Raw genomic sequence first — 24,337 nt, 5'->3', positions numbered from 1 at the left:
CCTGGACGCTGTGCTCAGCCGCGGAAATCGCCGCGATCGAAGGCTTCGGCAAAGGCTGTCTTCAGTGTCTGCGGCGTCAGCGGATCGAGCACCGGCAGCCGGCCGAGTTCGCGGATCGCGCCCATCTCCGCGATGGTCCGTTGCGTATCCGCGATTTCCTCGCCAGAAAAGGCAATTCCCAGCAGCGGAACGCCGCGTGCCCGCAGCGCCTCGATGGACAAAAGCGCGTGGTTGATCGCGCCGAGCGCCGTCCGCCCGACCAGGACGGCCGGCAGATTCCACCGGGCGATGACGTCGGCAAAGAGCGTTTGTCGGGTCAGCGGCACGAGGACGCCGCCAGCCCCCTCGATCACCAGCGGACCGTCGACGGAAGGTGGCGTCAGCGTTTCCGGGTCGATCTCAACACCATCGATCTCCGCCGAGCGGTGCGGTGAGAGCGGGCTGTTGAGCCGGTAGGTTTCCGGCAACACGCGGTCATCCGGCAGTTCCGCGAGGCGCTGTACGGTCTGCGAATCCGTATCGCCGTCAAGGCCGGACTGCACGGGTTTCCAGTATGTCGCGCCGAGCGCCGCCGTCAGCCCGGCGGCAAAGACGGTCTTGCCGACATCCGTGTCGGTTCCAAGGACGACAATTCGGGTCATAGTCCCAGCCGATCCAGTTCTTCGCCAAGCGCCGAAAGCATGTCTGCCAGCGCCGCTTCGTCGGCGTTCAAGGTCAGCGAAATGCGCAGGCGCGACGTGCCTTCCGCCACGGTCGGCGGCCGAATACCGCGAATATCGTAGCCGCGCGCCTGCAGTGCTTCGGCGCATTGCATCGTGGCGGTAGGATCGCCGATCACGATTGGCTGGATTTGCGTGCCCGTGGCTTCGCGGCCGAGTTCCCCGAGACCGTCCGTCATCTGCGTTACCAGCCGTTTCAGGCGATCGCGGCGCTCCGGCTCGTCCCTCAGGACGCGCAGCGCTTCGCGCACGGCGCTCGCCATCAGCGGCGAGGGCGCGGTGGCGTAGATGAAGGGGCGGCTGCGGTTGACCAGATAGTCGGCGAGCACCGAAGGCAGGCATACAAGCGCCCCGGACGCGCCCAGCGCCTTGCCGCAGGTATGCACGGCGATGACATTGTCGAGACCCTCAAAGCCGGCCGCCAGGCCGCGCCCGTCCGGCCCGAAGACGCCGGTGGCATGGGCCTCGTCGACCACGAGGAATCCGTCATGGCGATTGGCGATCGCGATCAGATCGTTGAGCGGCGCGCGGTCGCCATCCATGCTGTAGAGGCTTTCGGCGACCAGCCACGGCCGGCCCGTGCCGCCGTCTCTGCGCCACGCAATGATCGCATCTTCGAACGCGTTGGCATCATTGTGGGTGGCGAGACTGACCCTTGCCCGCGTCGCGCTGGCGCCGTCATGGCAGCTCGCATGGATGAGCTCATCGAGGACGACGAGATCGGCGTTGTGCGGCAGGCAGGCAAGCAGCGCGTAATTGGCCATGAAGCCGCTGCCGAAATAGAGCGCGGCCTGCGATCCGAAAAACGCCGCGGCCTCCGCTTCGAGCGCCAGATGTTCCGGATCGTTGCCCCGCAGGAGGCGTGATCCGCCGGCGCCGATCGGAACGCCGCGTGCCACGGCCGCCTGCAGCGCTTCGCCGATGCGGGCATCGCCGGCAAGGGCGAGATAGTCGTTTGAGGAAAAATCGATGCCGGCGTTCTGCGACAGGCTTCGATGCCGCCCGCGCCCCGCAAGACGCCGCAGCGAGGTCTCGTAACGCGTCAGATGGCCCGGATCGTCATTCCGCTGCAACATGGCTGACGGTTTCCTCCTGCACATCCAGTGCCTCCGGTTGCAGGCCGAGCTTGCGGAACAGCACCGCATCCACATCGTCTTCCGGATTGTCCGTTGTCAGAAGCGTGTCGCCGCTGAAGATCGAGTTGGCGCCGGCGAGGAAGCACAGCGCCTGGGTCTCGTCGGACATTTCGGTCCGTCCGGCGGAAAGCCTGACATGGCTTTTCGGCATCATGATGCGGGCGAGCGCGATGGAGCGAACGAAATCCAGCGGCTCGATCGGTTCGGCTTCCGCAAGGGGTGTCCCCGCGATCGGGATCAGCATGTTGATCGGAACGCTCTCCGGCGGTTCGGGCAGGTTGGCGAGCGTGACCAGCATGTCGATGCGGTCCTGCGCCTCCTCGCCAATGCCGAGAATGCCGCCGGAACAGATCTTCATGCCGGCGTCGCGGACATTGGCCAGCGTGTCCAGCCGGTCCGCATAGGTGCGGGTGGTGATGATTTCGCTGTAGTGGCGCTCGGACGTGTCGAGATTGTGATTGTAATAGTCGAGGCCGGCGCCCTTCAGCTCCAGCGCCTGTTCGGGCGTCAGCATGCCAAGCGTCATGCAGGTCTCCATGCCCATCGCCTTGACGCCCTCGATCATGGCGAGCAGCGCCGGCATGTCGCGCGGTTTCGGATTGCGCCACGCGGCGCCCATGCAATAGCGCGTCGAGCCGGCATCCCTGGCGCGTCGCGCCTCCGCCAGAACGCGCTCGACTTCGATCAGTTTCGAGGCGCTCAGTCCGGTCTTGTGATGCGCCGACTGGCTGCAGTAGCCGCAATCTTCCGGGCAGCCGCCGGTCTTGATGCTGAGCAACTGGCTCTTCTGGATCCGGTTCGGGTCGAAATGCTGGCGATGCACGCTCTGCGCCCTGAAGATCAGGTCGTTGAACGGCAGATTGTAGATCGCTTCCGCCTCGTCGCGTGTCCAGGTTCTTGCGGCTGTTTCACTCATTGCATCGTGTCGCTTCATTGAAAAGGAGCCTTCGTTTAGCACCCGCACCGGTTTGTCGCAAATGCTATGACGCCAGTGCGGTTTGCCTGCCCGCTTGCGCCTTTCGGCTTGCCAGGATGGCGTCTTCGAGAATGTCGAGCGCTTCGCTGAACACCGCATCCTCGATCGTGATCGGCGCCAGGAAACGGATGACGTTGGCCCGCACGCCGCAGGTGAGCAGGATAAGCCTGTTTTCCAGCGCCCTGGCGCGCACGGCGTTGGCAAAATCCGGATTGGGAGCCTCACCGCCAGGCAGGTTGAATTCCACCGCGTTCATGAAGCCGGGCCCGCGAATATCGGCAATCTCCGGGACGGTGTCGCGCAGGCTCTCAAGGCGCTGCTTGAGGCGGGCGCCAAGCTGTTCGGCACGCGCGCAAAGCCCTTCTTCATCGATAATGTCGAGGACGGCATGGGCGGCGGCAATCGCCAGCGGATTGCCGCCATAGGTGCCGCCCAGCCCGCCGGCCTGTGGTGCGTCCATGAGTTCGGCCCGGCCGGTGACCGCCGCGAGCGGAAATCCGCCGGCAAGGCTCTTGGCCATGGTCGTCAGATCGGGCGCGGCGTCGTGGTGTTCCATCGCAAAGAGGCGGCCCGTGCGCGCAAAACCCGTCTGCACCTCGTCGGCGATCAGCAATATGCCATGCCGGTCGCACAATTCGCGCAACGCCGTCATGAAAGCGGAGGGTGCCGGGTAAAACCCGCCTTCGCCCTGCACCGGTTCCAGGATGATCGCCGCCACCCGCGCCGGGTCGACGTCGCTGCGCAGCAACCGGTCGAGCGCGGCCAGCGAATCGTCGCTGCTAATGCCATGTATGGGGATCGGGAAGGGCGCGTGGTAGACATCGCCGGACATGGCGCCGAAACCGGCCTTGTAGGGAAAGATCTTGCCGGTCAGCGACATGCCCATGAATGTGCGTCCGTGGAAGCCGCCGCTAAACGCGATGACCGCCGAGCGGCCGGTTGCGGCGCGGGCGATCTTGACGGCGTTTTCCACCGCTTCGGCGCCGGTCGTCAGAAAGACGGTCTTCTTCTCGCCCGTTCCCGGAACCAGCCCATTCAGCCGCTCGGCAAGGGACACGTAGTTCTCATAGGGCACCACCTGGTGACAGGTATGGGTGAACTGGTCGAGCTGCGCCCGCACGGCTTCGACGATGCGCGGATGGCAATGGCCCGTATTGACGACGGCAATGCCGGAGGCAAAGTCGATATGGCGGCGCCCCTCGACATCCCATATCTCGGCATTGCGGGCGCGGTCGGCGTAGATGCCGGTCATGACGCCGACGCCGCGCGACAGGGCCGCGCTGCGCCGTTCGGCAAGGTCGGAATTCAATGCGTCCGTCACTGTGCCAGGGCCTCTCTGATCGATGCAAGCATGCGTGCCCGGTCCTGGCGGGCGGCAAGCGCGCCGTGCATGTCCGTGCGCACGAACCGCGCCGGCGTATTTGGCTGCAACTGCCCGATGAGGTCCATATCGGCGGAGATGACCGTACCGATCATGAAGTAACCTCCGCCGGAAACGGCGTCCCGGTGCAGCACGATGGGTTCGGTGCCGCCGGGCACCTGGATCGAGCCGTAGGGATAGCAGGCATCGGTGATGTTCGACGGGTCGGAACCCGCGCCGAAGGGCGGTTCGCGCTCGATGAAGTCCAGCGGCGTGCCGCCCTGGAACCGGTAGCCCATGCGGTCGGCCTCGCCGGCAACCTTCCAGGTCTCCTCGAAGAACCGGTCGCCGGAGGTTTCGGTGATCCGGTGCCAGTAGAGACCGGGCAGGACGCGCAGCTCGGCCGGACTGCCGGGCGCGCGGCGCAGCGCATCCGGAACGGTTTTGCCTGCAGCATCTGCCGAGGACGGACCGAGCGGCAATTCATCGCCGGCCTGGATCGCGCGCCCGTCGACGCCGCCCAACGCCCCGATGGCGTAGGTGGAGCGGCTGCCCAGCGCCGGCGGCGTGTCGATGCCGCCGGAGATCGCGATATAGGCGCGCGCGCCGGACCGCAGATAGTCGAAGGAAAGCACCTGGCCGGCCTTGACGGGGAACGAGGTCCAGCACTCCATGGCTTGCCCGTCCAGCTTCGGCGGCAGGTCCGCGCCGGTCACGGCAACCACGGCATCGCTTGTGAATTCGAGTTCCGGCCCCATGAAGACGGCTTCCAGCCCAGCCGCGCCCTCGTCATTGCCGACGAGCATGTTCGCGGTGCGCAGGGCCAGGCGGTCCATCGCGCCGCCGATCGGAATACCGAGATGATAATAGCCCGGCCGCCCCATGTCCTGAATGGTGGTCATGAGCCCGGGGGAAAGGACTTTAACGGCCATTGAGCGCCTCCAGGAGTTTTGCGTTGGTTCCATCGATGTCTTTGTTGAATTCCTCAAGCGAGAAGACGACGTTCTTCATGCGCGGCATGAAACGGCCCGCCTCGACATCGGCGACGTCGCGGTCATATTCCTCGCGGCTGATCGGCTTCCATTTGACGATGTCGCCGGGTTTGAAGAACACCATGAAATCCTTGAGGTAGGTGACCTTCTGCGCCGGATCGAAGATCGGCATCGGCGTGATGCCGAACATCTGGTAACCGCCGGCGCCGCGCACCGAATAGATGCAGGAGAAGCTGCCGCCATAGCCGACCGTCAGTTTCGGCGTGTCGGTGCGCGGGCGCAGATATTTCGGCACCTGGATCTGCCTTGGCCGGTCGACCATCTGATAGAGGAACGGCAGCCCGGCGACGAAGCCGACCATGGAGACGAACCACGGCGAGCCGGAATGGGCGGCGATGAATTCGTCGACATTTGCGAAGCCGTTGATCTGCGCCGCATATTCGATATCGGTGGAGTCCGGATCCTGGTGCCTCTCGCGGAACCGCATCAGCGTCTCGTTCGTCCACGGGTCCTGGTAGTAGACCGGGATCTCGATGATACGGGTTTCCAGCACCGCTTCTGCGTGCTCCGCAGTCTCCTCGATCCTCTTCAACTCGGTCATCAGGTCGTCGGGATGAATGACGTCCGGATCGAACTTGATCTGGAACGAGGCGTTGGCCGGGCAGATTTCGGTAATGCCCTTGATGCCGGCCTCGCGCACCGAATTGGTGATCGACAGGCTCTTGAAGAAGGCTTCGAGCGACATGTCCTCGCTCACCTCTACGAAGATATGCTCGTCGCCGCCGAATGAATATCGCGATGTCATGCCGCAAGACCTCCTTCGTTCTGCGCCAGCCCGGCGCCGTTGTCTTCAAGCCAGGGCTCCAGCCATCCGGTGTGGACAGCGCCCGAGCGAACCTCGGCATCCTCGGCGAGCGCCGAGAAAAGCGGCGCCGTGGTCTTCAGCCCGTCGATGCGGAATTCGGAAACGGCGCGCTGCAGGCGGGCGATCGCGTGTTCGCGGCTCTCGCCATGGACGATCAGCTTGCCGAGCAGCGAGTCGTAGAAGGGCGGGATCTGGTAGCCGGGATAAAGCATGTGATCGAAACGCACGCCGGGCCCGCCGGGGAAGCGGAAATCGGCGACGACGCCCGGAAACGGCATGAAATTGTTGGCCGGGTCCTCGGCATTGATACGCACCTCGATCGCGTGCCCCTTGATGGCAAGGTCCGCCTGCCGGACCGACAGCGGTGCGCCGCCTGCGATGCGGATCATTTCGGCGACCAGATCGACCCCGGTGATTTCCTCGGTCACCGGATGCTCGACCTGGATGCGCGTGTTCATCTCGATGAAATAGAATTCGCCGGTCTTGTCGTCGTAAAGATATTCGATGGTTCCGGCGCCGCGATAGCCCACCGATTTGGCCAGCCGCACCGCGGAGCCGCACAGCGCTTCGCGCGTTTCAGCATCGAGGGCCGGCGAGGGCGCTTCCTCCCAGACCTTCTGGCGCCTGCGCTGAAGCGAGCATTCGCGCTCGAACAGGTGAACCACTTCGTTGCCGTCGCCGAGAATCTGGACCTCGATATGCCGGGCCCGCTCGATGACTTTTTCAAGATAAAGCCCGCCATCGCCGAAAGCCGCGTTGGCCTCGGATGCGGCCTGCGGGGCGAGCGTGTCGAGTTCGTCGCCGTTCTGCGCGATGCGGATGCCGCGTCCGCCGCCGCCGGCGGTCGCCTTGATCATCACCGGGTAGCCGATCTTGTCGGCAATCGCGCGTGCTGCGCCCGGGTCGGTCAGCAGGCCGTCGCTGCCGGGAACCGTCGGAACGCCGGCTTCCTGCGCCGCCTGCCGGGCGGCGGCCTTGTCGCCCATGCGGCGGATGGTGTCTCCGCGCGGGCCGACAAAGATCATGCCGGCGGTTTCCACGGCGTCGGCGAATTCGGCGTTCTCCGCAAGGAATCCGTAGCCGGGGTGCACGGCGTCGGCGCCCGTCTCGCGGGCAGCCTCAAGAATGGCACCGGCATTGAGATAGGATTTCGCCGCCGCCGGCGGGCCGATATCGACGGCCTCGTCGGCCAGTTCCACGGCCAGCGAGTCCGCGTCTGCGGCGCTGTGCACCTGCACGGTGCGGATGCCGAGCTCGCGGGCGGCGCGGTTGATCCGCACGGCGATCTCGCCGCGATTGGCAATCAGGAGCTTATTGATGGGCATTTTTTCGCGTCCTCAGCTTTCGATTTCGGCAAGCACCTGTCCGGGTGTCACGGCGTCTTCATTGTCAACCACGAAGCCCGTAAGCGTGCCTTCGAAATCGGACCGGATCTCGTGGAATGACTTCATCACCTCGACCAGTCCGATCACGTCGCCCTTTGCCACATGATCGCCCGGTGCCTTGAATTCCGGCTGGTCCGGCGCAGGCTTGCGGTAGAAAGTGCCGGGAAGCGGTGAGCGGATTTCCTGTTTTGCCATTGGTCTCTCCAGTCGTGTTTCGAATTGCCGGTCAAGCGGCAAGATAGGGTTCGAGCGCGGTGTGGACGCTGCGGGCGACCGCCGCCGCGTTGGGCGTGTCGGAGTGGACGCAGACCGTCTGAACGCGCACTGGCAGATCCTTGCCGCCGACCGAGCGTACCAGCCCGTCCGTCACCGCCCGCACCGTGCGCCGGGCCGCTTCCTCGGGATCGACGGCCGCGTGCTCGCGGGTGATGATCAGCTTGCCCTCATCGTCATAGTCGAGATCGGAAAAGAACTCCGCCTGGAACTCGAGCCCGCGCGCCGTGTAGATTTCCTCGTGCAGCGTGCCGGCGAGGCCCAGCAGCGGGACCCTGAAATGTTCCGCCGCGTCGGCAACGCCATGCGCGATATGCTCCCGGTTCGCCGCCATTCCGTAGAGCGCGCCGTGCGGCTTGAGATGGCTGAGCGGGATGCCCGCGACGTCCAGGAACCCCTTCAGTGCGCCGATCTGGTAGATGATGATATTGGCCATCTCCTCCCGGTCGATCGTCATCTCCCGGCGGCCGAAGCCGGCCAGGTCCGGCAGCGAGAAATGAGCGCCTACCTTGACCCCGTGCCGCCGCGCCAGCTCGATTGCGGCCCGCATGTGATTGGGATCGGAGCTGTGGAAGCCGCAGGCGATATTGGCCTGGGTGATGTGCGGCATGATCGCTTCGTCGTCGCCCACCCGGTAGATGCCGAAGCTCTCGCCCATGTCGCAATTGATATCGACAGACATAAGGTGCCTCCGGATCAGCGCTTGAGGGACGCCACGTAACGCAGCCTGATCTGGTCGGCGATGACCGCCAGGATCAGCAGCGCCCCGAGGACGACCGTTTGCAGGTAGGATTCGATGCGCGCCAGGTTCATGCCGTTCTGGACGAGGCCGATGAACAGCGCGCCGAGGACGACGTTCTCGACGCGCCCCACGCCGCCGCGCAGGCTGACGCCGGCGATCACGCAGGCGGCGATCGATTCGAGCGGCATGGATGCGCCGATATTGGCCTCGCCCGTATCGAGCCGCGCGGTGAGCAGCATGCCGGCAACCGCCGCCATCGCCGCGCAGAACACATAGGTCCAGAACAGCGTGGCACGGGTGCTGATGCCGGAAAGTCCCGCCGCCTTGATGTTGCCGCCGACCGCGTAGAAGTAGCGGCCGAACGGGGTCCAGTTCAGGAACAGGTAGAGACAAAGGATGATGATCGCCGCGACATAGACGGGCACGGGTATGCCGGCCAGCGCGCCGAAGCCGAAGATATCGCCAAATTGCTGCGGCATGCCGTAGACGGGAACGCCGCCGGTCAGGTAGAGCGCGATGCCGAAGCCGACCGAGGCCATGCCCAGCGACATCATGAAGGGCGAGACGTTGAACAGCGAAACGCCGATGCCGTTGACGACCCCGACCATGGTTCCGGCGAGAATGCCGGCGAAGCAACCGATGAAAATGGCCAGCCAGACCATTTCGGGCATGGCCGCGAAGGCCGTTGCCATGGCCAGTGCGCCGACGACGGAGGACAGGGCGACGATCGTTCCGACCGACAGGTCGAAGCCGCCGGTCAGCAGCGCCAGCATCTGGCCGAGCGAAACGATGGTCAGATAGACCGACTGGCGCAGCACGTTCATCAGGTTGCGGCCGGTCAGGAAATTGTCCGACATCAGCGAAAAGACGATGACCGCGATCACCAGCAGGAACGGCAGGATGCCGAGCCGGATGAAAAGCCGTTTGAGCCGGTCGGAGATATTGATCCTGTTATCGGCGCTCATGCTTGCCTCGCTCGCCATTACGCGGCCTCCCGTTCGAAAAAATGCTTGAGGACGTTCTCCTCGGTGATCTGCGCGCCTTCGAGTTCTGCCTGGACCTGGCCGCGGTAAAAGACATAGGCGCGGTTCGAAAGGTGGAGGATTTCCGGCAGATCGGACGAGATCAGCAGGATCGCGGCGCCGTTCTCGCAAAGCTCGGCAATGAACCGGTAGATGGCCGCGCGGGTGCCGACATCGACGCCCACCGTCGGCTCGTCGAAAGCGATGAGATCGAATTCACGCGTCAGGCTGCGCGCCAGCATTGCCTTTTGCTGATTGCCGCCGGAAAAATGCTCGACCGTGCGCTCGATGCGCATCGGCGACAGATGCAGCCGTTCGGCGAGCTCCGTCGCCATGCGCGTCTCGCCGCCGGCACTCAGCACAAGACCGTTTGAGACCGGCCTTTGCGTCAGCGATGCCAGGCTCACATTCTCGCGCACCGGGCGCATCATCATCAGCCCGTCATTCTTGCGGTCGGACGGCAGATAGAGAAATCCCCGGTCGAGCATCTTGCGCGTCGACAGGCCGGTGACGTCTTCGTCCTTGAACTTGACCATGCCGGAAGCGATCTGACGCGCGCCGAAACAGGCCTGGGTGAATTTCGATTTGCCGGAGCCGACAAGTCCGGCCAGCCCGACGATTTCGCCGCGGCGTACGGTCACGGACGCACCGCGCACCCCGTTGTCCGCTGTTGCCAAGTCCGACACCTCGAGCAGCGTCTGCTGCGGATTGTAACTGACCGTCGGAAAGATCTGGCCGACGACACGGCCGGTCATCAGCCGCACCAGCTCGTCTTCGGAAGTCGTCTTGGCGTCCACCGTATCGATGTAATGACCGTCGCGCAAAATGGTGATGCGGTCGCCGATCTCGCGGATCTCGGACATGCGGTGAGTGATATAGATAATGCCGACACCGTCCGCCTTCAGGCGGGCGATCAGCCTGAAAAGCTGCTCCGTCTCGTGCTGCGTCAGCGATGCGGTCGGCTCGTCCAGGACGAGGACGGAAAGTTCGGACCGGAACGCCTTGGCGATCTCGACCATCTGCTGTTCGGCGCGCGTCAGGCGCGAGACCGGCAGATTGACCGGCAGGTGGAAGTCGAGGTCCTTCAGGATTTCCGTGGCGCGCCGGTGCAGGGCGCGTTTCTGCAATATGCCGGATCGCGTCTCCTCCGCCCCGAGGAAAAGGTTCTCCTCCACGCTCATTTGCGGGATCAGCGAGAACTCCTGGAAGACGGCGCTGATGCCGAGCGCGCGTGCTTCGTGCACCGAGTTCAGATGCACGGGCGATCCGTTGAAGCGGAATTCGCCGGAGGTCGGCCGCGCGGCGCCGGCGATCATCGAAATCAGCGTCGATTTTCCGGCCCCGTTCTCGCCGAACAGGATGTGCACTTCACCGGCCCGCAATTCGAAGTCGACGCCGTCCAGCGCCTTGACGCCGGGAAACTGCTTGGTGACGTTGATCGCTTCGAGAAGAAGATGCGCATCACCCGGATGCGCATCTTCTCTGTCGTGGGAGGACATGATCTTGGACCTTCCGGGCGGGATCAGTTGACCCGGAAGACCGGCTTGAAGCCGCTCGGCGCGAGCGTCGAGGACGGGTCGAAATCGGCCAGATTGTCCTGTGTGACGATCTTCAGAGCCGGACCGACATGTTTCTCAAACGGTTCGCCTTCGAGGATGCGCACCGCCTGGTCGACCGCGATGCGGCCCTGGATGACAGGCGAATCCGTCGGCGCGGCAAGGATCTGCTTGCGGCGGATGCCCTGATCGACACCGGGCGTATAGTAATAGGAAACGACCTTCACCTTGTCGGTCAGACCGCGTGCTCTCAGGATCGGGATGGCGGCTTCGGCCGTCACCGCCGTGCCGACGACATAGTCGAGATCCGGATGGGCTTCCAGCGTGTCCTCGACAAGCTTGGCCTGGGCTTCCTTGCCCGTGTCGCCATATTTCGTTTCGACCAGATCGATGGCCGAGCCTTCGATGGCGCCGGTGAAGCCGGTATTGCCCGCCTCGACCCAGCCGGCGCCTGCCGGTCCAGGGAACCACGCGACCTTCGCCTTCTCGCCGCCGGACGGATGCAGCCCTGCCAGGAACGACCCGGCCTTGCCGCCCATCTCCCCGAAGGAGACCAGCGACTTGGCCGACAGGTCCGATGAGGACATGCCGTTGATCACATCGATGACCGGGATGCCCTTGTCGGATATTTCCTTGACGATGTTGTTGAGGCCGTCGAACGAGATGGCCCCGATGATCACCGCATTGGCGCCGGCCGCGACACAATCCTCGATCTGCGAGATCTGGTTGTTGAGCTCGGTATATCCGCCGGCTTCGACAAGCTGCATCTTGACGCCGAGGCGCTCGGCTTCCTGCGCAACGCCGTAATCGACACCCAGCCAGTACGCATCCTTCATATGCGGAAAGGACACGCAGATTTCCCAGGGCTTGGACGCGGCCGGCAGGGGCTTGTAGTCCATGGTCGAGCGCGGGCTTTCCATGTTGAACGGCGGGTCCCAGACCTCAACCGGGTAGGGATACCAGTTCTCCGCCGCGGCACCGGCCGTCATGCAGGTCGTGATCGCGGCCGATATCAATAGTTTCTGAATTGTCTTCGTCATTCCGTGTGCTCCCGAAATCCGTGGCGGATGTTTGGCCGTCCGGTCGTCTTGGCCGGTGCGGTTGTCCGAGGACGCCATCCGCTCCCATTGGCGGCAATTAGGTTGGACCGGATCGGTATTATTGTAAAATATGAATTTGAACTGTATAAAATCGGAAAAACAGATTCAGGATGAATTTTGAACCACATGGGCAAAATTTCATCCTTATCCGGTATCGAACGCAAAGTGGGTAGAAGATTATTCAGTAAAATCAATATTTAGATCGAGTGGGCATTGTGTCCGTTTCGATAGGAAGCCGCTCCGTTGTCGACAATATCGGGCATGCCGGTTTCCGAGATTATTGATTCAGTTGGTAAGTCGAATCGGAAATCAAGATGGATATTTCACTCAAGCAGATCCGCTATTTCATCGCCGCGGCCAATGCGGGGCAGGTTTCACGCGCCGCAATGGACATCAACGTATCCCAGTCGGCCGTGACCGCCGCCATCAAATCGCTTGAGGAATCCATCGGCGCGCCGTTGTTCGAGCGCCATTCCGGCGGCGTCAGCCTGACCTATGAGGGAAACCTGTTTCTCGACCACGCCCGACATATCGTTGCGACGGTCGACGAGGCGGTGCGTCTGCCGCGGCGCATCCGCGACGATGTGCGCGGCCATGTGAAGCTCGCCGTCAGCTACACGGTTCTCGGCTACTTCCTGCCCTCGCACCTGGCGCGGTTCACGCGCGGCTTTCCCAATGTGGAAGTGCGGATGAGCGAGGCGGACCGTCCCGATATCGAGGAGGGACTGACAGCGGGAACCTTCGATCTGGCGGTCATGCTGACATCGAACATCATCAACCAGGAGGACATCTCCTACGACACATTGCTGCGGTCGCGGCGGCGCCTGTGGCTCGATGCGCAGCACCGCTTTCTGGAGCGCCCGAGCGTTTCTCTGCAGGACGTTGCCGGCGAGCCCTACATCATGCTGACGGTCGACGAGGCCAGCAATACGGCGCAGCGCTACTGGAACCGCAGCCCCTACCGCCCCAAGGTCATCTTCCGCACCTCGTCGGTGGAGGCGGTACGTTCCATGGTCGCCAACGCCATGGGTATCGCCATCCTGTCGGACATGGTCTACAGGCCCTGGTCGCTGGAAGGGCGCCGCGTCGAGGTCATGCCGGTTGCGGACCCCGTTCCCACCATGGATGTCGGCCTGGCGTGGTCAAACGGGGCGGAGCTGAGCCCGGCAACCCGCGCTTTCATCGACTTCATGCACCTGGCCCTCAGCTCCGACCAGTCATTCGGCTCCGGTCGGGACTGAACCCCAGGCACCGGGTATTCGCCGCTCGTATTGCTATGAGCGCTGTTGTCGCGCGGTGTCCACGCTGCGGCGCGCCATTGGATTTCTACGGTCCGCAAGCGGCTGTTGACCGGTTGGCGGAAACATCCTGTCGATTGCGATTTTCTCCTTGCCAACCTTGTGTTTTTCGCGTTTGAGCGCGGCCGTGTAACCTCCTTCAATCCCGGCGATCGCTAACCGCTTGCAAGATTGATTCTCTGCGCTCTCTCAGTTTATCGCTTTACTTATTCGTATTAATTATCTATTGATACGTATCAATTCAAACCAGGTGCGTCGCATGGCCGTCACGCAAAAACAGGTTGCAGAACTGGCTAAGGTCTCCCAGGCTGCCGTTTCACTGGCGCTCAGCCCGGAGGGCCGCAAGACACTGTCGCCGCAGACGGTCGATGCCGTCGAAGCCGCGGCGAGGGCCTTGGGATACCGTGCGAACCGTGCCGCCCAGGCATTGAAAAGCGGCCGTACGCTGACCATCGGTTGTGTCGTGCCGGACCTGACCAACCCCTTCTATCCGTCGCTCATTCGCGGTGTGCGGGAGGTTGTGGAGGCCCATGACTACGACATTGTGATCTATGACAGTGAAGGTTCGCCCGACCGGGAGCGTCGCTTCATCGACTGGGCGCAGGCCGGCCGGGTCGACGGTGTCATCGGCGCCTTTTTCTATTTGCGGGTTCCGGATTTTCTTCCGCTGATCGATGGCGGCATCTCAATTTCCAGGATCGAGATATCGAAAAAGGTTGGTGGCGCGCTCCCGATCGACAATATCTATGTCGACAACCACGCGGCATCGATCGCTGCCGCCGATTTTTTGTTGGACAAGGGCTATGAATCGCTCGGGATCGTATCGGGTCCCGGGGAGCCCAGTGCCGTTCGGGTGCGTGGATTCGAGGGCAGGGCCAAAAGCCGCGGTGCGAAGATCGAGACCGCAATGGCCAAATCACTCAATGAGGAAGGTGGTTTTGCCGCGGCATGCGAACTGATCGGCGGCAGCGACCGGCCTCGCGCCATATTCGCGGTCAACGATTACATGGCCATCGGTGCGCTGCACGCGCTGCACTCGAACGGCGTGCGGGTGCCCGATGAGGTCGCAGTCATCGGGTTCGATGACATTCCCGTGGCATCGCTGGCCTATCCGCCCCTTACCACCGTGTCACAGCCGCAAGCCGAAATCGGCAGGCGGGCGGCCCAGTGCCTCCTGTCGAGACTGGACGGGGGAGAGGATGGGCCGGGCACGGCCCACGAACTGGCTTACAGAATTGTCGAGCGCAGCTCGACGTGAAGTTTCAACAGGAACGTCTCGCATCAGACGAGACCAAAACGGAGGAAACAAATGAGACCTGCAAAAATATTGACAGCCGCGATCGCGTTGGGATTTTCAGCAACGCTGCCGGCCGCCGGCGAGGAAATCAGCTGGTGGTACGAAAACGCCAACCCCGAGCAGCGCCGGGCGCTGGATGAAATCCTGGTTCAGCCTTTTGAGGCATCGAACCCGGATGCAAAAGTTGTCATCGATTATCGCGGCAGCGAACTGGACAAGCAGTTGCGTATCGCCATGCTCTCGGGCCGCGGTCCGGATGTGGTCATGACTCCGGGGCCGGCTTTCGTGGCGTCCATGGCCCAGGCCGGCCAGCTTATGGCGCTCGACGGCTATGCCGAGAAATACGGATGGAACGATCGTCTTCTGCCGGTTTTTCTGGAACTCGGAAGATATGACGGCAAGCTTTACGCCCTGCCGAAAACCTACGAAACGCTGGGTCTGTTCTACAACACGAAGATGTTCGCCGATAATGGCTGGCAAGCCCCCACGACCATTTCGGAGATGGAGACCCTGGCCGATGAGATGATCGCCAAGGGAATCGTTCCGTTCGCTGCCGGAAACGCAAGCTGGCAGGGAACAAATGAATGGTATGTCTCGCTGGTGTGGAACTCCATTGCCGGCCCTGAGAACACCTACAAGGCGCTCAAAGGCGAGATTCCCTGGACGTCGCAGCCATTTGTGGATGCGATATCGAAGCTCAAGGAATGGTGGGACAAGGGATATTTCGGACCTGACTATCTTTCGCTGACCACCGAGCAGGCCTTTGCCACCATTTCCGACGGCAGGGCGGCCATGGCGCCGACCGGCACCTGGAGTTTTCAGTGGGTCCCGACCTATTTTGACGGCCGGGAGGATGAAATCGCCTTCATCGGTTTCCCGAGTGCGGATGGGCTGCCTGCGCCGATCTATCCGCTTGGCATCGGCTCCACCTTTTCCATCGCCGCCAATTCCGATGCGGCTGACGGGGCGGCAGCCGTCATCGACTATATTTTCGGCGACACCTTCTACGGTGCGATGAATTCAGTCTGGAAGGGCGAATGGAACACGCCGCTCCGGGATCTCAGTGCGGTCTCGATTTCGGAAGGAAAGATTCCGCAATATGGTGAAGCCATGTCCGACCTGGCCTCGGCCGTGGACAAGAACCAGTATGGCTACACAACCTGGACCTTTTTGCCCCCGGCCACTGCGAATTTCGTGATCCAGGGTATCGAGGAGGTCTGGTTCGGCAACGTGTCGGTGGAAGACTATCTGGCCCAGATCGACGAGACGTTCCAGTCCGAACTGGCCGAAGGCAAGGTGCCTGCGATACCGGCCCGCTGATAACCCGGCATTCCAGCGAACGAACGGAGCGGCGGGCCCGCCGCTCTGTCTCCCTTGCCCACTGGAGATAATCCATGCATCGGCTCTATCTGATCCCGACGCTTGCAATCAACCTGTCGATCATTCTCTTGCCGGCAATCCTGACGATTGCGCTGGCTTTCTTTCGGTGGGACGGCATAAGTCAGCCGGTCTTCGTCGGATTTGACAATTTTCAGGCATTGGCCGGCGATCGTGTCTTCTGGCGGGCGCTTACGAACAACATCATCTGGACGGCGATTTTTCTGACGATTCCGATCGGATTCGCGCTGTTGGTCGCGTCGATGCTGCTTCTCATAAGCAGGGGCCGGATCCTGCTTCAAGTGATCTTTTTCCTGCCGATCATCATCGCCACGGTCATCACGGCCAGGGTATGGCAGGGCATGATTTTCAATCCGGTCAGCGGCATTTTCGGTTGGCTGGAGCAGTTCGGCATTCATCTCACCAATCCGCTGACGAAGACGGCCACGTCGCTCTATGGCGTCGCGGCGGTCGATCTTTGGCACTGGTGGGGCTTTCTCGCGGTGATTTTCTTCGCTGCGCTGCGCCAGGTTCCCGCGGAGCAAATCGAGGCGGCGCGGCTGGAAGGTGCAACATTCTTCCAGATGCTGCGCTATGTGCTTCTGCCCGGAATCAAGTCGACGATCATGCTGATGATGATCATGACGGTGATCTGGTCGTTCCTGGTGTTTGACTTTGTCTTTATCATGACCCGGGGCGGTCCCGCCTATTCCAGCGAAGTGCTTTCCACAATGGCCTATCGCCTTGCCTTCTATGATCTGAATGTGGGCAAGGCCGCTGCAACAGCTCTTGTCATCAGCCTATTCGGCCTGGTGGCGACATTCTTCTACATTCGGGCGCAGGCCAAGGACGGTGACCTATGAACGGCGCTGACAACCGGACGACACTGACCCTGACCTATGTGGTCCTGGGCATGGCGGCATTCATTACGCTGTTTCCCATCGCGCTCATGCTGCTGAATTCGCTGAAAGCAGCGCCGGAGGTCATTCGCAGCCCGCTGGCAGTTCCGGAAGAAATTCGCTGGGACAACTACACGCGGGCCTGGCGGGACGGGAATTTCAGTACGGCGTTTCTGAATTCGGCCATTTTGACCGTGATGACCATCATCCTGGTCTGCGGGTCCGGCTCTATGACGGCCTACGTTCTGGCGCGCAAGAAGATCAAGTCGTGGCGACTGGTCACGGGCTATCTGCTGGCAACGACCACCGCGCCGATTCAATTGTTCCTGTTTCCGCTTTACTTCGGCTTCGCCCGGCTTGGGCTTATCGACAATGTCTTTGCAGTGTCGGTGATCTATTGCGCGATCTTCAGCCCGTTTTCGATCATGCTGCTTCGGACATATTTTCTTGCCGTGCCGAAAGAACTGGAAGAGGCGGCGCTGATCGACGGCGCGACCCACTGGCAGGTGTTCACCCGCGTCATGTTGCCGATCGTCTGGCCGGGCATCCTGACCGTCGCCCTGATCGTCGGGCTGAACACCTGGAACGAATTTCTGATCGCAACGACATTCCTTCAGGGGCAGGGGAGCATGACTGCGATCGTCTCGTTCTTCCTGTTTTCGGGTCAGTACACAACGGACTGGGGCCAGCTCATGGCCGGCGCCACGATTGTCGTCCTTCCCGTCGTCGCCCTGTTCATATTCCTGCAGCGCAGGTTCATCGAAGGCATGACCGGCGGCTCCGTCAAAGGTTAACGAGAGGTCCACAACCAAATGAGCAACAAACTTCCACCTGACTATCTTGAGCGCGTCTATGCCGGCGTGTTGGGAAAGCTGATCGGCGTTTACCTCGGTCGTCCCTTCGAAGGTTGGACCTATCAGCGCATCATGCGTGAACTGGGGCCAATCCGGTATTATGTGCACGAGCGGCTCGGCGATCCCCTGGTGATCACGGACGATGACGTTGCGGGCACCTTTACATTCGTCCGCGCCCTCGAGGATCATCGTTTGTCGGAGGACCTGTCTGCAGAGGAAATCGGCAAGGTCTGGCTCAACTACATTGTCGAGGAACGCTCGATCCTTTGGTGGGGCGGGGCCGGCAACTCCACCGAACATACGGCCTGGCTCAATCTGGACAAGGGCATGCCTGCCCCGGCGAGCGGATCGATCGAGACGAACGGGGCCACGGTGGCCGAGCAGATCGGTGCGCAGATTTTCATCGACGGATGGGCTCTGGTCGCGCCGGGCCGGCCGGAGGTGGCTGCCCGTCTGGCGGAGCAGGCCGGTAAGGTGAGCCATGACGGCGAATCCGTCCATGCGGCGATGCTCTGGGCCGCGATGGAGGCAGAGGCCTTCAATTCCCGTGATGTCGATCACCTGCTGGACACGGGACTTTCGGTCATACCCTCCGATTGCCTGATTTCACGCCTGATCGGGGATATCCGCCGCTGGGCGGCTGAGGCCAACGATTGGACCCAGACGCGCCAGAAGATCGAGGACAGTTACGGCTATGACAAATATCCGGGCAACTGCCATGTGGTCCCCAATCATGCGCTGATGGTCATGGCGCTTCTTCACGCGCCGGATGACTTTCATCGCGGACAGATGATCGTCAACACCAGCGGCTGGGACACGGACTGCAACGCCGGAAACCTGGGCTGCCTGCAGGGAATAATGCTGGGGCTGGAGGGTATTGAAAACGGCCCGGATTGGCGCGGGCCGATCTCGGACCGGATGCTGATTTCCTCCGCGGATGGCGGCAACGCGATCACCGATGCGGTGCGCACATCCTACTATCTGGCTAATCTCGGCGCGGCGCTGGCCGGCGCGCCGGCCTATGACGCGCCCAAACAGGGCGCGCGCTTCCATTTCTCCCTTCCGGGTTCAACACAGGGCTTCGCGATCAAACAGTCCGTTGAAACCTGCGAGGCGAGCCGTGTCGAAAATGTCGGTTTCCAGGAGGGACGCGCGCTCGGCCTGCGCTACACGGCACTGGCCGACGGATTGGAGGTCGTTGCCATGACGCCGACCTTCACGCCGCCCGAGGTGACGCAGATGCGGACCTATGACCTGATGGCAAGCCCTTGCGTGTATCCCGGCCAGACACTTTCGGCGCGCATTGCCGGCAGCCGGGAGAACGAGGGCGATGTAACGGTGGCGCTGGCGGTCGGCATCTACAACAGTTCCGACGGTATCGATGTCATCGAAGCCGACCCGCAAACTCTGGCGCCGGGTGCGGAAAGGGTCCTCGAATGGCGGCTGCCGGAAACCGGCGGTCAGCCGATTGCCGAGGTTGGACTGACGATAAGGGCGGCCGGCCGGCGCGCCGACGGCACGGTTTTGGTCGACTGGATGACCTGGTCGGGCGTGCCCGAGATGGAACTCAAGCGTCCCGAGGGCGATGGCGATTTCTGGTGGCGCGCCTGGGTCAGCGATTGCCAGTTCTTTTCAAAGCGGTTCAGGCAGAGTTTCCGGATGTCGAATGGCCGGGGAACGGGCTTGATCCTCCAGGGCGCGCGTGACTGGAACGATTTCGAGGTCGATACTGAAATCATGATTCATGCCGGCAGCAACGCCGGTGTGATCGCACGCGCGCAGGGCCGAAAGCGCTACTATGCTGTCGTGCTCGACCGCAAGGGCGAAATGGCGCTGGTGCGCCAGTTCGACGACGAGACCACCACGCTGGCCAGCGGACCGATCGATTTTGAGTTCGAGACGCCCATCCCGGTCAAGCTGACGGTCAGGGGAAAGAGCGTTCATGCGACCGTCAACGGCGCGACGCTGGAAGCCAAGATTGACAGCGGACCGGAGCTCGCATCCGGCGCGATGGGCCTGCTGGTGACCGAAGGCGCGGTTTCGGCGGACAGGATCAGAATATCCCCCGCCGCCTGACAGCGTCGCCCGGTTACAATCAAAAGGACGTGGAGAAAGCAATGGCGTCAGTAACGCTGTCCTCGGTGAGCAAGAGCTTCGGTGCGGTCAAGGTGCTGGAGAACATATCGACTGAAATCCACGAAGGCGAGTTCGTCGTCCTGGTCGGCCCTTCCGGATGCGGCAAATCCACATTGTTGCGCATGATTGCCGGCCTTGAGGACATCACCGAAGGAACGATTTCCATCGCGGGTCAGGTCGTCAACGACACGGCTCCCAAGGAGCGCGATATCGCCATGGTTTTTCAGAACTATGCGCTTTATCCGCACATGACCGTGGCCGAGAACATGGCCTTTTCCATGACCCTGGCGGGCAGCAGCAAGGCGGAGAAGGAGCGGCGCGTGCGCGAGGCCGCGGACATTCTGGGGCTCAACGATTTGCTGGAGCGCAAGCCGAAGGCGCTTTCCGGCGGACAGCGCCAGCGTGTGGCGATGGGACGCGCCATTGTCAGAAGCCCGCGGGTGTTTCTTTTCGACGAGCCGCTTTCCAACCTGGATGCCAAGCTGCGTGTCGCCATGCGCGCCGAAATCCGGGCTTTGCACCAGCGGCTCAAATCCACATCCATCTACGTGACGCACGATCAGGTCGAGGCCATGACCATGGCCGACCGTATCGTGGTGCTGAACGGCGGAAAGATCGAACAGGTGGGCGCACCGCTCAAACTTTACGACGATCCCGCCAATACCTTTGTCGCCAGCTTTATCGGCTCACCGGCCATGAATTTCATGGAAGCCGAGATCATGGACGGTGATGGTGGAAGATCGCTTGTCTTGCAGTCCGGCGCAAAGATCACGGCGCCGGCCTGGTGTTCGCGTCCCTCGGGAACGCCGGTTACCATAGGTGTTCGTCCGGAGCATTTTTTGTTTGGGCAAGAAGGTGTCGAGATGTCGGTCGAAGTTGTGGAGCATACCGGCTCGGAAACCCATATCATTGCCAACCACGGAAGCCAGAAGATCGTGGCGGTGACCAACCAGCGCCTCGATGCCGCTTACGGCGACAAGATGAAACTGGGCTTTCCAACCGGCACCATGCTGCTCTTTGACCGCGAAACAGGCGAGCGCATTCGTGAATGACAAGGGCCGTGGGCCGATACTGGAATTGTCACGGTCGCCGCCTACTGGAAATTGATCGGCTGTCGTGTTCGGGACGTGCGGATGATCGTGAAGAACTCCCGCGCCAGCACCTGCGCGTCCTCGATTGCCGGACCGGGGTCGAAATCCTGCAGCGTTTCGGGCAGTGTCTCGCCCTCGCTGATCATGGCGATCGCATCTTCTTCGATGCGCCTGATCTCGCCTTCCGTCAGCCAGCCTTGCCAGCCGAGCGCCGTGACCTCGCCATAGGCGCGGCCGATGGCGTTGTGAAACAGCAAGAGTGCCATTTGCGGAGTAGATTTGGGCAACATCTCGAAATCCTTTTCGTGTCCCCGCAAAATTCCTTGATCCCTGAATAAACAACGGTTGTATGCATCAGAGCAGCATAGAGCGAAACGCGAGCGATGCGTCCAATAAAGTCTTTGTGAGCTTAGTCGGGCGACCGGTATGCGACTGTGGCCGTTGCCACACTCCGTTACATTTCGCAGCGTTGTTTCAGAGCAGTTCCGCTTCCGCCTCGACCTCGATTTCATAGTCGCCGACGAGCCGGCCGATCTCCACAAGTGTGTTGGCCGGCCGGACCGTTCCGAAATAGCGGCCATGAACGCGCGAAGCCGGCTCCCACTGGTCTGCGTCGCTGAGATAGATGCGTGTGCGTATGACATCCTCACGCCTTCCGCCCAGCGAGGTGATGGCGCCCAGAATCTTGTCGAGGATGTAGACGGTCTGGCCGCGCACGTCGCCGGGGCACACCACCCGGCTCTCGCCATGGGTCGCCGTCGTGCCGCTGACAAGGATGCGGTTTCCGCTGCGCACCGCGCGGCAGTAGCCGGCGACCGGTTCCCATTCGCTGCCGGAAAGCGCTCGCCGGCGGCCATTCGTTTCAATCACCTCGAAGGCCGGCGGCAAGTCGCTCAGATGATCCGTCAGGTCGCCGGAGGCGGTCAGATAGGGCGGCCGGCGGTACTCGTCGCCGCAGTCGCCCGGGACGGGTGTCATCCGACCGGTGACCGCCGCAATCGCCTCGTGGTCATCCCTGTCGAGTGAAAACGTGAAGACATCGCTGTTGGATGAGCGGTGCTCGGACTGGGTCAGCCGCGCACCGATGATGACGGCGCCGACGGCGGGCTGGTCCAGCACCCAGCGCGTCGCGACATTGGCGAGGGAAACGCCGTGCCGCTTTGCGATGCGGTCGAGGCAGGAAAGCAGGTCCTGGAAGGCAGGCCAGCCGCCCACGGTTTCGATGAACCGCGCATATTTCATCTTGCTCCAGTCGGCGATGGAGGAAGGCTCGGCCGCTCCGAGCCATTTTTCCGACATGAAACCGCCTGCCAGCGTCCCGTAGGCCAGAAGCCTGACGCCGCGTTCGCGGCACAGATCGCTGAGTTCACCGGTCGCGCGGCGGTCGAGCAGCGAGCAGGAGACCTGGTTCGTGGCGATCTCGTATCCCTGTTGCAGGAGAAGGTAGAGATGGTCGGTATCGAAATTGGTGAGGCCGATATGCGCGATAACGCCTTCCTGTTTGAGGCGCATCAGCGTGTCCATCACGTCCAGATATCCCGGATATTCGAATGACCACCAATGCAGCTGCAAGAGATCGATCGTCTCAACGCCAAGCCGTTCGCATCTTCTGGCGATACCGGCGCGCACCGCATCCGGTGAGGTCTCGTGCGGCTCGGGACACCATTTCGTCAGGAATTTCGCATGTGTGTTGCCGTCCCGCTGGAGCAGTGTTCGGCGCGCTTCGCCGCTGATCAGTTCCGCCGATCCGTAGTGGTCGGCCATGTCGAACGTGTCGAAACCGCCATCCGCATAGTCGACAAGCACGCCGGCGGCCGGAACGCGGTCGAGCAGTGTCCCGCCGCGTTCCATGTCCGCGACCTGCCACAGGCCGGTGATGATCCGGCTTGCCTCCAGACCGGGTGCAAGCTCTGTTCGCTCGGGTTTTGCCGCCATTGATATTCGCTCCGCAAGGACGCCCGGCCAGAGGCCGGGCGACAGGGTCAGTTCTCCAGTGAGGAGATAAACGCGTCCACCTCGTCGAGCGTGAAGTACTGGACTTCCTGCGTGCCCGATTCGTCGAACTTCCAGGCCACGGCCGGTGCCGAGACATCGCCATTCGTATCGAACTTCACCGGTCCGGTTCCGCCCTGATAGGAGATGGTCTTGCCGGCGCCGAGCAGTTCCTTGGCCTTTTTCAGACCCTCGGCGTTCGGAAAGATCGGCTCGCCGGCCGGATCCGTCACCTTTGCCACGGACGCCGCGATCGACGGGCCGCTGGCGTCCGGAGCAGCTTCCATGGCGAGCATGGCGATCATCGCCGCATCGAAGCTGTTCGGCAGACCGGGACCGCTGGGTTCGGCGTTGAACTGTTCCTTGTAGAGTTCGACGAAGCCCCGGGCGCTGTCCGTGCGCGGCTGGGCGCTGTCGTGACCGACGGTCTCACCCAGATATTGCAGGCCGACGCTGTCGCGGTACTCGTCGGATTTGAGCGAGTTTGCGACCACCATCTTCTGCGTTCCGCCAAGCGAAATCCACTCGCGTGTGACCAAGGCGCCTTCGGCCGGATAGAGTGCCATGTAGATGGCCTCCGGCTGGCTCTTGAGCGCTTCGGTGACCTCCGAGCGGTAGGAGGACTGGCCGTCGGTTATCGCGATGGAGGCGGGAACGGTCACGCCCATGCTTTCAAGATCGGCCTTGACCAGTTTTCCGATGTCCTGTCCCCAGTCATCGTTCTTGTAGAAAATGGCGACATTCTTGTAGCCGCGCTCCTTGATGAGAAGGGCGGCCACCGCCGACTGGTTACGGGTGGTGGCGAAGGTGCGGAACCACAGCCCGTCGGTCTTGCCTTCGCTGGCGACGGCGGTGAATGCCGTTGACGACGAGCAGCATGACATCTGCATGACCTTGGACGGCACCGTCACCGAAGTGAGGATCGGCATGGAAACGCCGGAGGAGACCGCACCGAGCAGCACCGGCACCTTTTCAAGGTCCACGAGCGCCTTGGCCGCGTCGACACCGACCTTCGGATCGGTTTGCGTGTCGCGCAGGATCATCTCCACCTTGCAGCCCTTGACGCCGCCGGCGACGTTGAAGAGGTCGACCGCGAAGGCCGCCGTCTCGGCGATGGGCCGGCCCCAGTCGACCGAGGTGGGCAGGACGGCGCCGATCTTGGTCGTACAGTCCTGCGCCATGGCCGGGATGGCCCACAGGCCGGCGGTGACAACAGTCGCGCCGATGAGTGTTTTCAGTCCGGAATGCATTGTCATTCTCCCTCTGT

General features: G+C 62.3%; 22 protein-coding genes. 7 read left to right on the top strand and 15 right to left on the bottom strand.

Annotated elements, in window-relative coordinates:
* Nucleotides 1-14: 14 nt before the first annotated feature.
* From bioD to torT, 12 genes are all read right to left on the bottom strand, one after another.
* Entirely contained in the window at nucleotides 15-641 is a 627-nt protein-coding gene (bioD, locus tag OOZ53_RS12575) for a dethiobiotin synthase (RefSeq protein ID WP_271089925.1), read from the bottom strand.
* Nucleotides 638-1,795: an 8-amino-7-oxononanoate synthase gene (locus tag OOZ53_RS12570; protein WP_271089924.1), complete on the bottom strand. Its 1,158-nt coding sequence runs from the start codon at nucleotides 1,793-1,795 to the stop codon at nucleotides 638-640. Before OOZ53_RS12570 ends, bioD begins: the two co-directional genes overlap by 4 nt.
* Nucleotides 1,779-2,771: a biotin synthase BioB gene (gene bioB, locus OOZ53_RS12565; protein WP_271089923.1), complete on the bottom strand. Its 993-nt coding sequence runs from the start codon at nucleotides 2,769-2,771 to the stop codon at nucleotides 1,779-1,781. The genes OOZ53_RS12570 and bioB overlap by 17 nt, the downstream gene beginning before the upstream one ends.
* A gap of 64 nt (nucleotides 2,772-2,835) precedes the next feature.
* Nucleotides 2,836-4,152: a 4-aminobutyrate--2-oxoglutarate transaminase gene (locus OOZ53_RS12560; protein ID WP_271089922.1), complete on the bottom strand. Its 1,317-nt coding sequence runs from the start codon at nucleotides 4,150-4,152 to the stop codon at nucleotides 2,836-2,838.
* Nucleotides 4,149-5,123 (bottom strand): 5-oxoprolinase subunit C family protein, encoded by a 975-nt coding sequence (locus tag OOZ53_RS12555; protein ID WP_271089921.1) that lies wholly within the window; start codon nucleotides 5,121-5,123, stop codon nucleotides 4,149-4,151. The genes OOZ53_RS12560 and OOZ53_RS12555 overlap by 4 nt, the downstream gene beginning before the upstream one ends.
* A complete protein-coding gene (locus tag OOZ53_RS12550; RefSeq protein WP_271089920.1) occupies nucleotides 5,113-5,988 on the bottom strand; it encodes a 5-oxoprolinase subunit B family protein in 876 nt (291 codons plus the stop codon). Before OOZ53_RS12550 ends, OOZ53_RS12555 begins: the two co-directional genes overlap by 11 nt.
* Nucleotides 5,985-7,373 (bottom strand): acetyl-CoA carboxylase biotin carboxylase subunit, encoded by a 1,389-nt coding sequence (locus OOZ53_RS12545; RefSeq protein WP_271089919.1) that lies wholly within the window; start codon nucleotides 7,371-7,373, stop codon nucleotides 5,985-5,987. The genes OOZ53_RS12550 and OOZ53_RS12545 overlap by 4 nt, the downstream gene beginning before the upstream one ends.
* 12 nt (nucleotides 7,374-7,385) lie before the next feature.
* Nucleotides 7,386-7,628, bottom strand: a complete 243-nt coding sequence (locus tag OOZ53_RS12540; RefSeq protein WP_271089918.1) for an acetyl-CoA carboxylase — start codon at nucleotides 7,626-7,628, stop codon at nucleotides 7,386-7,388.
* Between the two features lie 31 nt (nucleotides 7,629-7,659).
* Complete coding sequence (locus OOZ53_RS12535; protein ID WP_271089917.1) at nucleotides 7,660-8,388, bottom strand: LamB/YcsF family protein; 729 nt, start codon at nucleotides 8,386-8,388, stop codon at nucleotides 7,660-7,662.
* 14 nt (nucleotides 8,389-8,402) lie between these two features.
* Nucleotides 8,403-9,431, bottom strand: coding sequence for an ABC transporter permease (locus OOZ53_RS12530; RefSeq protein WP_271089916.1), 1,029 nt, complete (start codon nucleotides 9,429-9,431; stop codon nucleotides 8,403-8,405).
* Nucleotides 9,431-10,969: a sugar ABC transporter ATP-binding protein gene (locus OOZ53_RS12525; protein WP_271089915.1), complete on the bottom strand. Its 1,539-nt coding sequence runs from the start codon at nucleotides 10,967-10,969 to the stop codon at nucleotides 9,431-9,433. Before OOZ53_RS12525 ends, OOZ53_RS12530 begins: the two co-directional genes overlap by 1 nt.
* A gap of 23 nt (nucleotides 10,970-10,992) precedes the next feature.
* Nucleotides 10,993-12,066: a TMAO reductase system periplasmic protein TorT gene (gene torT, locus OOZ53_RS12520; RefSeq protein ID WP_271089913.1), complete on the bottom strand. Its 1,074-nt coding sequence runs from the start codon at nucleotides 12,064-12,066 to the stop codon at nucleotides 10,993-10,995.
* Nucleotides 12,067-12,440: 374 nt separating this feature from the next.
* Here torT and OOZ53_RS12515 point away from each other — a divergent pair, with 374 nt between their 5' ends.
* From OOZ53_RS12515 to OOZ53_RS12485, 7 genes are all read left to right on the top strand, one after another.
* Nucleotides 12,441-13,367, top strand: coding sequence for a LysR family transcriptional regulator (locus OOZ53_RS12515; protein ID WP_271089911.1), 927 nt, complete (start codon nucleotides 12,441-12,443; stop codon nucleotides 13,365-13,367).
* A gap of 316 nt (nucleotides 13,368-13,683) precedes the next feature.
* Nucleotides 13,684-14,682 carry a LacI family DNA-binding transcriptional regulator gene (locus tag OOZ53_RS12510; RefSeq protein WP_271089910.1) on the top strand — a complete coding sequence of 333 codons (999 nt, stop codon included), beginning with the start codon at nucleotides 13,684-13,686 and terminating at the stop codon, nucleotides 14,680-14,682.
* A 51-nt stretch (nucleotides 14,683-14,733) separates the two neighbouring features.
* Nucleotides 14,734-16,041 carry an ABC transporter substrate-binding protein gene (locus OOZ53_RS12505; RefSeq protein WP_271089909.1) on the top strand — a complete coding sequence of 436 codons (1,308 nt, stop codon included), beginning with the start codon at nucleotides 14,734-14,736 and terminating at the stop codon, nucleotides 16,039-16,041.
* A 74-nt stretch (nucleotides 16,042-16,115) separates the two neighbouring features.
* The gene (locus OOZ53_RS12500; RefSeq protein WP_271089908.1) at nucleotides 16,116-16,961 is read left to right on the top strand and encodes a carbohydrate ABC transporter permease; all 846 of its coding nucleotides are present in this window, start codon (nucleotides 16,116-16,118) and stop codon (nucleotides 16,959-16,961) included.
* Nucleotides 16,958-17,791 (top strand): carbohydrate ABC transporter permease, encoded by an 834-nt coding sequence (locus OOZ53_RS12495; RefSeq protein WP_271089907.1) that lies wholly within the window; start codon nucleotides 16,958-16,960, stop codon nucleotides 17,789-17,791. The genes OOZ53_RS12500 and OOZ53_RS12495 overlap by 4 nt, the downstream gene beginning before the upstream one ends.
* A gap of 18 nt (nucleotides 17,792-17,809) precedes the next feature.
* Entirely contained in the window at nucleotides 17,810-19,927 is a 2,118-nt protein-coding gene (locus OOZ53_RS12490; RefSeq protein ID WP_271089906.1) for an ADP-ribosylglycohydrolase family protein, read from the top strand.
* Between the two features lie 41 nt (nucleotides 19,928-19,968).
* Nucleotides 19,969-21,039 (top strand): ABC transporter ATP-binding protein, encoded by a 1,071-nt coding sequence (locus OOZ53_RS12485; RefSeq protein ID WP_271089905.1) that lies wholly within the window; start codon nucleotides 19,969-19,971, stop codon nucleotides 21,037-21,039.
* Between the two features lie 41 nt (nucleotides 21,040-21,080).
* Here the strand turns inward: OOZ53_RS12485 and OOZ53_RS12480 are convergent, their stop codons facing one another.
* The 3 genes from OOZ53_RS12480 to OOZ53_RS12470 all read right to left on the bottom strand — a co-directional run bounded on the left by OOZ53_RS12480 (nucleotide 21,081) and on the right by OOZ53_RS12470 (nucleotide 24,320).
* On the bottom strand, nucleotides 21,081-21,368 hold the full coding sequence (locus OOZ53_RS12480; protein WP_271089904.1) for a hypothetical protein: 288 nt from the start codon (nucleotides 21,366-21,368) through the stop codon (nucleotides 21,081-21,083).
* 184 nt (nucleotides 21,369-21,552) lie between these two features.
* Nucleotides 21,553-23,013, bottom strand: coding sequence for an aldo/keto reductase (locus tag OOZ53_RS12475; RefSeq protein ID WP_271089903.1), 1,461 nt, complete (start codon nucleotides 23,011-23,013; stop codon nucleotides 21,553-21,555).
* Between the two features lie 47 nt (nucleotides 23,014-23,060).
* Nucleotides 23,061-24,320 (bottom strand): ABC transporter substrate-binding protein, encoded by a 1,260-nt coding sequence (locus tag OOZ53_RS12470; RefSeq protein WP_271089902.1) that lies wholly within the window; start codon nucleotides 24,318-24,320, stop codon nucleotides 23,061-23,063.
* Between the last annotated feature and the right edge of the window lie 17 nt (nucleotides 24,321-24,337).

It is taken from the genome of Allohoeflea poritis (assembly GCF_027889715.1).
Lineage (GTDB): Bacteria > Pseudomonadota > Alphaproteobacteria > Rhizobiales > Rhizobiaceae > Hoeflea_A > Hoeflea_A poritis.
Note: the sequence above shows the minus strand (reverse complement) of the source record. Positions and strands in the feature narration are given on the sequence as shown.

Coding starts and splice junctions, on each gene's coding strand:
- OOZ53_RS12515 (WP_271089911.1), top strand. CDS start 12,441: ATGGATATTTCACTCAAGCAGATCCGCTATTTCATCGCCGCGGCCAAT.
- OOZ53_RS12530 (WP_271089916.1), bottom strand. CDS start 9,431: ATGGCGAGCGAGGCAAGCATGAGCGCCGATAACAGGATCAATATCTCC.
- OOZ53_RS12510 (WP_271089910.1), top strand. CDS start 13,684: ATGGCCGTCACGCAAAAACAGGTTGCAGAACTGGCTAAGGTCTCCCAG.
- OOZ53_RS12480 (WP_271089904.1), bottom strand. CDS start 21,368: ATGTTGCCCAAATCTACTCCGCAAATGGCACTCTTGCTGTTTCACAAC.
- OOZ53_RS12495 (WP_271089907.1), top strand. CDS start 16,958: ATGAACGGCGCTGACAACCGGACGACACTGACCCTGACCTATGTGGTC.
- OOZ53_RS12505 (WP_271089909.1), top strand. CDS start 14,734: ATGAGACCTGCAAAAATATTGACAGCCGCGATCGCGTTGGGATTTTCA.
- OOZ53_RS12490 (WP_271089906.1), top strand. CDS start 17,810: ATGAGCAACAAACTTCCACCTGACTATCTTGAGCGCGTCTATGCCGGC.
- OOZ53_RS12525 (WP_271089915.1), bottom strand. CDS start 10,969: ATGTCCTCCCACGACAGAGAAGATGCGCATCCGGGTGATGCGCATCTT.
- bioB (WP_271089923.1), bottom strand. CDS start 2,771: ATGAGTGAAACAGCCGCAAGAACCTGGACACGCGACGAGGCGGAAGCG.
- OOZ53_RS12540 (WP_271089918.1), bottom strand. CDS start 7,628: ATGGCAAAACAGGAAATCCGCTCACCGCTTCCCGGCACTTTCTACCGC.
- torT (WP_271089913.1), bottom strand. CDS start 12,066: ATGACGAAGACAATTCAGAAACTATTGATATCGGCCGCGATCACGACC.
- OOZ53_RS12535 (WP_271089917.1), bottom strand. CDS start 8,388: ATGTCTGTCGATATCAATTGCGACATGGGCGAGAGCTTCGGCATCTAC.
- OOZ53_RS12485 (WP_271089905.1), top strand. CDS start 19,969: ATGGCGTCAGTAACGCTGTCCTCGGTGAGCAAGAGCTTCGGTGCGGTC.
- OOZ53_RS12500 (WP_271089908.1), top strand. CDS start 16,116: ATGCATCGGCTCTATCTGATCCCGACGCTTGCAATCAACCTGTCGATC.
- OOZ53_RS12570 (WP_271089924.1), bottom strand. CDS start 1,795: ATGTTGCAGCGGAATGACGATCCGGGCCATCTGACGCGTTACGAGACC.
- bioD (WP_271089925.1), bottom strand. CDS start 641: ATGACCCGAATTGTCGTCCTTGGAACCGACACGGATGTCGGCAAGACC.
- OOZ53_RS12470 (WP_271089902.1), bottom strand. CDS start 24,320: ATGCATTCCGGACTGAAAACACTCATCGGCGCGACTGTTGTCACCGCC.
- OOZ53_RS12545 (WP_271089919.1), bottom strand. CDS start 7,373: ATGCCCATCAATAAGCTCCTGATTGCCAATCGCGGCGAGATCGCCGTG.
- OOZ53_RS12555 (WP_271089921.1), bottom strand. CDS start 5,123: ATGGCCGTTAAAGTCCTTTCCCCCGGGCTCATGACCACCATTCAGGAC.
- OOZ53_RS12550 (WP_271089920.1), bottom strand. CDS start 5,988: ATGACATCGCGATATTCATTCGGCGGCGACGAGCATATCTTCGTAGAG.
- OOZ53_RS12475 (WP_271089903.1), bottom strand. CDS start 23,013: ATGGCGGCAAAACCCGAGCGAACAGAGCTTGCACCCGGTCTGGAGGCA.